Genomic DNA, 11,277 nt, shown 5'->3' on the forward strand with positions numbered 1-11,277 from the left:
CGGATTCCCTAAAACAGCGTCAAGTGCATCTTCAAGCAAATCCGTTGAAGCCTCTTGGATTTCGCCAGTAGATATTCGTTCTTTTATTTCCTCAATATAATTCATTATCTTACCTCGTATATTTTTTCAACAAGATACTGCTCTTATCATCAACACAAATGCATATGCAAAGATACTCTAAGATAATTTAATTATACATTAAGTTTTCCATAAATAGAAAAAACAGAGCCAGTTTATCAACTTCCGTTGGAGTTGATAGACTTGAAGATAAGCAAATGCTTGGTAAAAATGATTCAAGAATAGTAATAGCGAAAATATCTTATAATCTATTTAGACACTTCACGAGCAAATTGTTGTGATGACATAATATATACATCACCGCTTGAACGAGTTAATGCAACATATAATTTATTTCTTGAACTTTCTGATAAATTATTATTACAAAGAACTATAACCCCATTATTATTAGCAGCTACAGGTCCTGATGACAAAGCATCTACTAAGGTTAACCCCTTAGATAAATATAACTTATCTAAATTGTTATCTTTAAACTTATTAATAACTATAGCATTAGTTTCATACCTATTACTTCCCCCTAGCCTATTATTTTTTATATCTAAGCTAGTTACTGAATTTATTTGATTTAATACATTATTAGATAAAGCAGTTTCTCCTCCAACAATATATGAATTTCTTAAATTTTTACCTTTAAGCCAAGTATAGGTAGCTTGTCCTATTTCCTTTGAATTAGATAATATTATAGGCATATTTTTCCTTGCAGCTATTGCAGCTATTGACATAGCATCAGCTTCTGTTAATCCATTACTAACAACTATATCTTCAATATTATAGTAATTACTATCTATAAACTTAGCAATTTCTAATGATGTTTCATATCTATTATTACCTGCAAGTCTTTTTATATTTTGTATTCCAATCTTATTTAATTCCTTATTAATATTATTAGAAACAACAGTTTCTCCACCTACGATTATTATATTTTTTGCTCCTAATCTCTTTATTTCATCAATTGTTTGAGTTGGAATACTATCTTTTCTAACTAGTAATATAGGTGCTTTTATATAACTTGCAAGAGGTGTTATAGCTAACCCATCAGCTAAAGCTAACCCATTTGCTAATATTACAGTATCAGCTCTTTCAAAGTTTTCTCTACTAAGTTTTGCAGCTGTATCATATCTATCACTCCCTGCTATTTTAGTGAAATTAACTGAATCATTGTTCTTTGGGAATGTAATTTTAAAGCTTATTTCATCTCCATTAGCACTTCCTATATCTGAAATAACTATTCCACTATTATTTCCATTACTAAAAAATAAACTATTAGAAATAAATCCATTATTCAAATCATTACTTCCTATACTTGTCCTACCTGATTCTTTAGATAAAAATGCAGTTCTCGTATTTCCTTGTGCATATATATTATTTATTTCACCTTGCCTAAAGACATATATATGGTCTGGGTAGCCATTTCTATTACCATAAAATTCATTTACATTATTATTTATTCTGTAAACTATAAGTCCTGATCCTGGTAATACACTATCCCAATTACCTTCATTCTTTCTAAACTCAACCATAAAGTATTCTTTATCTGATATAGGAGACTTTATTTTTAAAGCTATAACCTCATTCTTATTAGTACTTTTTGATGATTTAATTTTATAAACCCCATCATTAGTTACCTCTTTAATATTTAAGTTTAAATTACTATATAAATTCCTTGTATAAACTAGAGGAAGTTGTCCAAATCCATCTGTATTTGCCATAACATCCCATTCCCCTACAGGATTTCCATTACTATAATATCTATATAAATCTGGATAACTAAAAGCATGTAAAAATTCATGAATAACTATTTTTAAATTTCCTTTATTAAAAAGGTTATTATCACTATTTCCTATGTTAATTAAATTATATGTACCTAACTTTTTACCATTAATAGAGGAATAACCAGTAAACTTTGTTTCATGTGGCCATAGCATATTATTACTTATTGTTGCCCCTGAGCATAAAAATGTAACAACATCTATTTCACCATCGTTATCTTTATCTAATTCATTTTCTGGAAGGTTTATTTTATCCTTAACACTATCAAAAGCCCATTTAATAAAGTTTGCTTCTTCCTTGCTTCCAGCTATATATTTTTCATAGTATTCCCTTGTTTCTGGTGCTTCTATTGAGAAATAATTATTATTTTCAACTGGATAGAAACTACTATCAACCTTAACCTTTCCATAAGTTAAATCACTAATATAAGAATTTAAAGATATAGATCCTAAATCTGAAACATTATCTAAATTCAAATCTTTATAAAGATTAAAGGTATCCTTCAATTTATTAATTTTGTCATTATTAATAAATTCATCTTCTCCTTTAAACCTTATTAGTATAACTATATTATTTATAGTTTTATTAGCTCCATTAGACATTAGTGGTAATATTTTAGTATCAGAATTATCACTTAAGTTATCTTCGCCAAAGGTTGTACCATTGTCAATAATATAATTATAAACTCTATTATTTTCTACTTTATCACTTGCCATTGGTTTTGACATAGGCATAATTAATAATATCACTAATATGAAATATTTAAGTTTTCCCACTATTTCCCCCCCTCACAAAATGTGTATATATTTTATATCTTAACACTAATTGTATTTAATTTCAAATAATTGAAATTTAGTGTATTATTTCTGTATTCCCATAATTACCATATTCTGATATAATATATCAGTATTTTAAATAAACATTATCATTGGAGGAACTAATTATGAAAAAATTATCCAAAAAGAAGAAAATTATTCTATCTATTTTATTTATTACCTTAGCAATATTTGAATCTATTTCAGCATATACATATTATATTTCTAGTAAAGTAGCGAGAGTTAAAATTAATAGAGAAGACGTTGTAAATACAGGTAAAGAAGTTCCTAAAGAAGCTGATGATGTTATAACTATAGCTTTGTTTGGAAGTGACTATTCCGATATATATGAAGTTAGTGCAGCTGATGCTACTATGCTTTTAGCCATCGATACTAAAAACAATAAGATAAAACTTGGTTCACTAATGCGTGATATTTATTTAGATTTACCTGATGGTGGCAAAATGAATTTAAATTACACTATTTTAGATGGTGGTCCAAGCTCTATTTTAAAGGCTATAAATTATAACTTTAATCTTAAAGTTGATAAATTTGTACAAGTTGATTTAGAAAGACTGCCTAAGATAATAGATGCCTTAGGTGGAGTTGAAATTGAAATAACTGAAGATGAATTAGAATATATTAATGGGTATATTGATAGTATTGATAATAAAAATGGAACAACAACAGAACATATTTATTATGCTGGCAGACAATTATTAAATGGAACTCAAGCTTCTGCCTATTGCAGAATAAGATATACTGCTGGAAGAGACTTTAAAAGAACTGAAAGACAAAGAGATGTGTTAAATTCATTATTTGTTAAATTTAAAGATATAAACTTAACTGAAGTTCCTGGAATGATAAATAATATTCTTCCTTTAGTTACTACTAATTTAAGTAATAGTGAAATAATTTCTATTTCCACTAAAGCTTTAGGAATGGGATTAAGTAATATAGAACAAGGAAGATTCCCTTCAGATGGAAATATTATTAGTGCAGGTTTTACAGATATGTATCACACTAATATAGATATAGCAGGAACAACAGAAGAACTACACAAATTCCTATTTTCAATCCAATAAGAAAGAAGCTACTTAAGTAGCTTCTAAATTCTTCATTTTTCACTTTTATTTAGTTTTTCACTTTTAACTTTACAGGTGTATTTCTGACTTTTGATATCTAGCTTCATCCTTAGATACAAAATACAATTCAACATTTTCTAAATTATCTAATTCTGAAGTTATTACAGAAAACTCTAGGTATTGATTATTTCCATTAATATTTATTTTACAATCTAATACTCTGCCATTAATATTTGAATAAGCGTATAACAAATCATCGCTTTCCACAGGAATTTTGAAATTAGTTATTTTATCTCCTGTCTTTTCTATTTCTTCCATTAATATAGCTACAAAGTTATCTGTTGTTTGACTTTGGTATTCTAATATATTCTTATTTGTCACTTTATTTTTCATATCTTCTCTAGGAAAGAAAGTATCTGAATGTGTATACTCTGTTGACTCAAACAAAACTATATCTGGATTAAATAAATTTATATAGTATTCATAGTTTATTACATTCTTATAATTATGAACTCTAATTACTTCTGAAAAGTTTTCTGTTAAGAATTTTTCTTTTCCATTAAAGTAGCTTCCTACAAATATAAGTATTTTAGGTAAATCCTCATTGGTTGGATTTTTATAATAAGAGAAAGTCCTATAGTTACTATCCCTAATTACTTCATCATTATAATCATCAATTTGTATAGAGTTATCTTCAATCAAATTATAATGAATGGTTTCTTCATTAATAGAAAAGTTTGATGCTGGTAATGTTTTATTAATATGATTAACTTTTTCATATTTATTTAAATCTAAACTTCCTATTCTATTATCTAAATCATTTAATCTATCTATTATTTTAGAAATTCCAATAGATGCCCCAGTTTCATTCCAGTGTCCTGCATCATACATCTTATCAAAGACTTGTGTATCTTTTTTAGCATTAATTAAAACTTCTGAATTATCAAGATAATTAACATCTTTACTCTTTAGTAATGATGTAAAATACTTTAAGTTTTCGTCATTACTTACATATCCTTGTGGTAAGTGTTCTTCATAAACTGTGACTTTAGATGGTTCTACTGTATATAAGAACCCTATCCCCCTACTTTCGCAATACTCTTGAAAATTCTTAATAAAGCTTGAATAAATTTCTTGGAATTCACTATCTAATTTATTTTCTGATACCTTGAAAAATACATATCCATCTTCACCATATTGATAGTTAGGATGAATCATTTCATCAAATAATAAATCCATGGACTTATTATATACACTTACCATATTATTTCTTAATCCGATTCTATCATTTAGAATACTTTCTACTCCCTTAGTCAAATCACCAACATTAAATATATCTTCTACATTCATAAGTTTTTTATTATCAATTTCCGATATAACATCTCTTTTTATATTAAAGGTTACTATTGGCAAAATTATAATAAAAGTAAAAATTATTATCTTAATTATTTTAATTTTTTTCATAATAATTACCTCCCTTAAAATTGGAAGTAAATAAATGGACTATAAGTAGAATTCACTACAAAAATAATTGATATAACAAATAATATTGCAATACCTATTGTAGCTAATATTTCAAAACTCTTTCTTCCATTATACTTCTTAAGTTTGTTAGCAATAAAAGGCACAGAGCCAATAGCTGCCATTGCAATCCAGAATATAAATTTCTTATTAATAAAGTAAATATACTCAAAGGTTAATGCTGATGCAGTTCTAAATCCAAACATAGTTTTTATAAAACCTATAGCTTGGTCCAAGTTATCAGCTCTAAATAAAACCCATCCTAATACTACTATTAGCATAGTAGCAATGTACTTTATTATATTGGGAATATTCATATACCACTTATTATTTCTTATAAATCTTTCAATTAAAATAAATAATCCATGCCATAATCCCCACAATAAAAATGACCAATCTGCGCCATGCCAAATCCCTGTGGCTAAAAATACTATAAATAAGTTCAAATATACATTTCCTCTTCTATTACCACCAAGGGGTATATAAAGATATTCCTTAAACCAAGTAGATAATGAAATATGCCACCTTCTCCAGAATTCAGTTATAGACTTTGAAATATATGGATAATTAAAGTTCTCCATAAATTTAAATCCAAACATATGGCCTAGACCTATAGCCATATCTGAGTATCCTGAAAAATCATAATATATTTGGAAGGTATAGCAAATTGCTCCTATCCATGCAGTTGGTGTATCAATTCCACTATAATATTGAGTAAATATATTATCTGCCATGGCTGCTAATACATCTGCTATTATAACCTTTTTAGCTAATCCAATAACGAATCTATTTATTCCGTAACTAAACTCATCAATAGATTCTTTTCTATTTCTAATTTGATCATCTACTGTTTTATATTTTACAATTGGTCCTGCAACTAATTGTGGAAAGAATGAAATATATAGTGCCACAGAAAATGGATTTTTATTAACCTTTCCATCTTTTCTATAAATATCTATAATATAAGACATTCCTTGAAAGGTAAAAAATGAAATACCTATTGGTAAAACTATCTGTTTTAATGGTAAATCAGCATTAAATACTGAGTTTACATTTTTTATAAAAAAGTCATAATATTTATAATAAAAAAGTAATGCTAAATTAAGAAAAACACCAATACCTAGAAATACTTTTTTTAGTACAATCTCCTCTCTTAATCTGTCTATTAATATTCCAAAAATATAGTTTATTATAATTGATACTATTAATATTTTTAAATAATCTACTCCACCCCAAGCATAGAAAAAAAGACTTGCTAATAGTAAAACGTAGTTTCTTATTTTCTTACCTAGTATGTAGTATGCCAATAATACTATTGGTAAAAATGCAAAAATGAATATTGTTGAACTAAATACCATAAACTTATTCCTTTCTAATTTCTAATTTCTAATTTTATCTTTTGATAATGTTTTTCATCCTGTGAAATAAAATATAATTGGAGGCTATCTGCCTCTTTAAATTCCTTTGATATTAATGAAAACTCTATGTATAAATTATCTTCTTCTCTAATTATTTTACTATCTAATATCCTATTATCTATATTTGCATAAGCATATAATAAATTATCACTTTCTATAGGAACCCTAACCTTAGTTATATTATTTCCAGATATCTCAATATTATCAATATCTACATTTACAAAATTATCTTCTGATAAATTATCATAGCTTTTAATATTTTTTATATATGTTTTCTCTTCCATCATTTTTATTGGATAGTGATAACCTGTATTGGTATACTCTGTTGACTCAAATAATACTATATCTGGCTTATAAATATTAATATAGTATTCATAATCAATTACATTAGTGTAATTATGTATCTTCATAACTTCTGAAAAGTTTCCAGTTATGAATTTTTCTTTATTATTAAAATAGCTTCCGGCAAAAATTAATAGCCTTGGTGCTTCGGTATTAGTTAAGTTTTTGTAATGAGTGAAATATCTAAAATTCTCATGTCTATATATTTCCTCTTCATAATCTTCAATATACTCTAAGTTATATTCTTTTAAACTGTAGTTAGTAGTTTCTTCATTGATTTTAAAGTTAGATGAAAGTAATGTTTCATTAATAACTTGCTCTGTTTCATATTTATTAATATCAAATCTTCCAACTCTATTATCTAATTCATTAAGCCTGTCTATTATTGCTGAAATACCAACTATGGCTCCAGTTTCATTCCAATGACCTGCATCATATTTTTTATCATATAGCAATACATCTTCAAATAAGGGATTTTCCTTTGCTTCTAATAAAGTATCAGCATTATTTAAATAGTTAACACCTTTTTCATTTAAAAGTTCTATTAAATAATCTCTATTTTCACTGCTAGGGTTATACCCCTCTGGTAAGTATTCTGGATAGACAGTTGATTTATTTGGTTCTAAGGTATATAAAAATTTTATGTTTCTTTCATTACAATATTCCTGAAAGTCCTTTATAAAGCTTGAGAAAACCTCTTGAAATCTTAAGTTAACCTTAGTTTCTGGTAATTTCATATATACAAATCCATCTTTTCCATATTGATAAATTGGATGAATCATATCATTAAATAGCTTATCCATAGAATATGTATATAGATTAACCATATTTTCTCTAAAGCCTATTCTATCATTTGCATATGTTCCTATATTAGTAAAAACCTCATTAATATCTTTGCTGTCATTTACTATATCATTATAATTCAACAGCATTCTATTATCTATTATAGATATCTCATCTTCTTTAAAATTAATAAATAAAATTGGAATAACTATTATTAAACAAAATAATATTATTTTAATACTATAAATAAACTTTATATTCTTTTTCAAATTTACTCCTCTTTCTAATTTATTTGTAAATAATTTAAGCAATATTTATCTCTAAATAATAAACATTAGTAATATACTATATTATATTATACAGATATATAGAACTAAGTATAATAGACTTAATTATTCCTTAAGGAAGCTTACATTAGATTATTTAATTAATACTCTATTATACTTAAAATAACTTTAATATATTCGTAATATCATTCCCCAGGGGAACAATTTCTGGAAATTAATTTAATCCAATAAAATACCCTAAATGAAACTCTCCATTTAGGGCATAAAAATCTATATATTTATTGGCTCAACGAACTTTTCTCTTTCTATAAAATATCTTTGGAAGATTTCATTCTTTTCTATTACTGAATCCAATTCTCCTGCTAAATAAAAGGCTTTTACCATGCCTTCTCTTCCTTGCTTTCCACATATGACAAATCCACTTGCAAGCTTTTCTCCTGGAATTGTAATTCCTGTGCATTTACACATATTTATAGATTTAACTAAGGCCTTACCACCATTAGATGTAATTTCTTTTTCTGCTTTTCCTTTAAAGCTTCTTTGTATAGTTTCATCGTAGCCATAAATATCTATTGGCCCTTCATAAGTTAATATAATATTTGCTAAATCTCTTTTAAATATGTTGTTTATTTCTTTTATTGCTACAGCTCTTTCATATATATTACCAAAGTTATATTCTATAAATTGAAGTCTTTTATTTTTCAAGAGCTTTATAGCTTTATCTATTTCTTCTCTCATATCAACTCCATCTGGTAATGTAATATTATTTTCTTTTGGAATTAAAATTCTAATAATATCATCTTTACTTTCTATTTTTTCTTCTAGTATATCTTCTGTTACTTTCTTTAAAACAGAAAAACTCTTAGATATTATTCCAATTCCTCCACTAAAGGATATGCTATCTGTGGATAAACTTTTCTTACCTGTAACTAAATTAATTCCCGATCCAATAAAGGAGTATAAATTTGTACTAAGGGCAGGGGCTAATACTGAGCCCCCACCATCTGTTCCTATACCAAAGTCATTAATTCCTTTAATTATATTTATAGCTGTACCACTACTTGAACCTGTCATACACCTATAAGTTAGTGGATTTATTAAGTCTGTATCTATACTTCTCCCCAAATGGGACATCTTATCAACAGTTAAGAATAAATATTCTGAATTTTTCCTAAACTTATCCACTATGCCCCTAGGAATATCCACAGTGTTCTTAACACCGAAGGTTAAAACTTCTTTACTTTTATCTTTAATTTCTTCATTTATATTATTATTTATTGAAATTACTGATTTATATAAATTTTGCTTTGCTAGTGTATGTGCTCTATAGACTTTGGTATCTTTCTTCATTTATACTACTCCTTATTATTAACTATATCTTTTAAAAAGCTTGTCCCGTTCTCTGGACTATTAACTTTAAAGTAATCAGCTACTGTTGCCCCTACATCAGAAAGGGTTTCCCTTACTCCAATAAAACCTTCTTTTAAGTTCTCTCCATAAATCATTAAAGGAACCATTTCCCTTGTATGCTTACTATGACCTACAGTTGGATCATTTCCGTGATCTGCCATAACTAATAAAATATCATCCTCATGAATAGTTTCCATTAACTCTCCTATTAGTCTATCTGCAATTTGTAACTTTTCTGCATATTTATCTACATCTTCAGCATGTCCTGATAAATCTGTTTCTTGTACATTGCAGCAAATAAAGCCTTTATCTACTTCCTTTGATATTTCTATTGTTCTTTTTAAAACTTTTTCTGTATCTACCATAGAAATACTTGTACCTTTTTCATTTATAACTACATCTGCTACCTTTCCTAATAAATAAACTGGTACATTTTCCTCTGATAAAATAGTAGAAACTTGAGTTTTAGGATTAACACCATATCCTAAGTGAATACATTCATATCCAATATTATAAACACCAGACTTAGGTGCATTTATTCCAATATACTCCTCACCTTTTTCTTCTTCTGCATTTAATATATCCTCTAAAGTAATTTCTCTTCCACCAAAGGTAATTACTCTTGGTACTCTTGCTATAGACCTTACTATATATCCAATATCTAATACATTATTAAATGGAATTATATCTAAAGCAGATGTAATATTAAAAGCTTGTCCTAAGTCGCATTCTATATTATCTGCCACAGTAAGTGCATCTTCTACCACTAGATATTTTTCTTTTTTGCCATATTTATACTCTACTTTATATCCTGCTTCTTTTATTGCTTCATAGATTTCATCTATCTTATTTTTTATAGGTTCTCTAAAAGGCACCTTTGGCTTAGTTCCCATTATTTCTTGATGTCCAAAGAAGGTATCAGCTCCAAAGTGAGTTAAATTAGCCTTCCCATAAGTAGCCTTAGGATTTTTCTTCATTCCATTTATTTCTTTATCTATAATATTTATTAACCCTAACTTTTCTAAATTAGGTAGCCTTAAATCCCCTCTTCTTTCTAATATATGAAGGCAAGTATTAGAATTAATATCCTGTGGCCTTGTTTCTACTACATCATCCATTGCTCCTATTCCAAAGCCATCAAGAACTATAACTATAAACTTACTCATTTTAATTCCTCCTTACATTTTTTGGACCCCAGGGGTCCAATATTTTACAAATAAAAAAGAAATTTCAGCAGAGATGTTTCCTAACCCATCCTCTCGCATCCATTTCTTTTATAAAATTCATTAAATTTTTATTATTTAATATTATTAATTTCTTATCTCATATTTACATCAATTACTTCTTAACTAATCTATCTTACTGATTTCAATTTCCACTTCCATATTTTGGTCCCCAGGGGACCAATTTTCAGGAAATAACTTTTTCTCCTTGTGAATCGTAAATTCCAACTACTTCTGGTTTTCCTTTATGTATCCCCTTTACCAAAGCTACATTGCTTCTAGTTACAAATATTTGAGTTCTAAAAGCCATAATTACTGTATCTGAAACCTTGCAGTTTTCTGATAGCTCAAAATGGTAATCTATACTTTCATGTGTTGGTGGGGTAACCCTAACCATCTTTGAATTTTCTATATTTTCTCCAACTAATGCATTTTCCATATGAGATCTTCTATAGTGTCCACCACCATAACAATATCCCTTTTCCAATAAATTATGTGATACCTCTGTTACATAAACCATAGCCGGAAGTTCTTCTAAATCATTG

General features: G+C 27.3%; 7 protein-coding genes and 1 pseudogene. 1 reads left to right on the forward strand and 7 read right to left on the reverse strand.

Going from position 1 to position 11,277, the window contains the following annotated elements; genetic code table 11:
• Nucleotides 1-326: 326 nt before the first annotated feature.
• Nucleotides 327-2,624, reverse strand: a complete 2,298-nt coding sequence (locus tag HUJ77_RS11745; RefSeq protein WP_291708854.1) for a cell wall-binding repeat-containing protein — start codon at nt 2,622-2,624, stop codon at nt 327-329.
• Nucleotides 2,625-2,791: 167 nt separating this feature from the next.
• Between HUJ77_RS11745 and HUJ77_RS11750 the strand changes: the two genes are divergently transcribed.
• Nucleotides 2,792-3,748 (forward strand): LCP family protein, encoded by a 957-nt coding sequence (locus HUJ77_RS11750; RefSeq protein ID WP_291708856.1) that lies wholly within the window; start codon nt 2,792-2,794, stop codon nt 3,746-3,748.
• A 69-nt stretch (nt 3,749-3,817) separates the two neighbouring features.
• Here HUJ77_RS11750 and HUJ77_RS11755 read toward each other — a convergent pair whose 3' ends face one another.
• The 6 genes and pseudogenes from HUJ77_RS11755 to HUJ77_RS11780 form a co-directional block, all read right to left on the reverse strand.
• Nucleotides 3,818-5,212 (reverse strand): alginate O-acetyltransferase, encoded by a 1,395-nt coding sequence (locus HUJ77_RS11755; RefSeq protein WP_291708857.1) that lies wholly within the window; start codon nt 5,210-5,212, stop codon nt 3,818-3,820.
• A gap of 14 nt (nt 5,213-5,226) precedes the next feature.
• Nucleotides 5,227-6,627 (reverse strand): MBOAT family O-acyltransferase, encoded by a 1,401-nt coding sequence (locus tag HUJ77_RS11760; protein WP_291708860.1) that lies wholly within the window; start codon nt 6,625-6,627, stop codon nt 5,227-5,229.
• 14 nt (nt 6,628-6,641) lie between these two features.
• Nucleotides 6,642-8,081 (reverse strand): alginate O-acetyltransferase, encoded by a 1,440-nt coding sequence (locus tag HUJ77_RS11765; protein WP_291708862.1) that lies wholly within the window; start codon nt 8,079-8,081, stop codon nt 6,642-6,644.
• A gap of 288 nt (nt 8,082-8,369) precedes the next feature.
• Complete coding sequence (locus HUJ77_RS11770; RefSeq protein WP_291708864.1) at nt 8,370-9,449, reverse strand: amidase family protein; 1,080 nt, start codon at nt 9,447-9,449, stop codon at nt 8,370-8,372.
• A gap of 5 nt (nt 9,450-9,454) precedes the next feature.
• Nucleotides 9,455-10,675: a phosphopentomutase gene (locus tag HUJ77_RS11775; RefSeq protein WP_291708865.1), complete on the reverse strand. Its 1,221-nt coding sequence runs from the start codon at nt 10,673-10,675 to the stop codon at nt 9,455-9,457.
• Between the two features lie 244 nt (nt 10,676-10,919).
• Nucleotides 10,920-11,277: pseudogene (locus HUJ77_RS11780) on the reverse strand (YhfX family PLP-dependent enzyme); the annotation flags it as partial.

The sequence above is a fragment of the Clostridium sp. genome, assembly GCF_021443865.1.
Lineage (GTDB): Bacteria > Bacillota > Clostridia > Clostridiales > Clostridiaceae > Clostridium.

What these genes read in the sequence shown, in the direction of transcription:
- HUJ77_RS11760 (WP_291708860.1), bottom strand. Translation starts at nt 6,627, where the DNA reads ATGGTATTTAGTTCAACAATATTCATTTTTGCATTTTTACCAATAGTA.
- HUJ77_RS11775 (WP_291708865.1), bottom strand. Translation starts at nt 10,675, where the DNA reads ATGAGTAAGTTTATAGTTATAGTTCTTGATGGCTTTGGAATAGGAGCA.
- HUJ77_RS11755 (WP_291708857.1), bottom strand. Translation starts at nt 5,212, where the DNA reads ATGAAAAAAATTAAAATAATTAAGATAATAATTTTTACTTTTATTATA.
- HUJ77_RS11750 (WP_291708856.1), top strand. Translation starts at nt 2,792, where the DNA reads ATGAAAAAATTATCCAAAAAGAAGAAAATTATTCTATCTATTTTATTT.
- HUJ77_RS11770 (WP_291708864.1), bottom strand. Translation starts at nt 9,449, where the DNA reads ATGAAGAAAGATACCAAAGTCTATAGAGCACATACACTAGCAAAGCAA.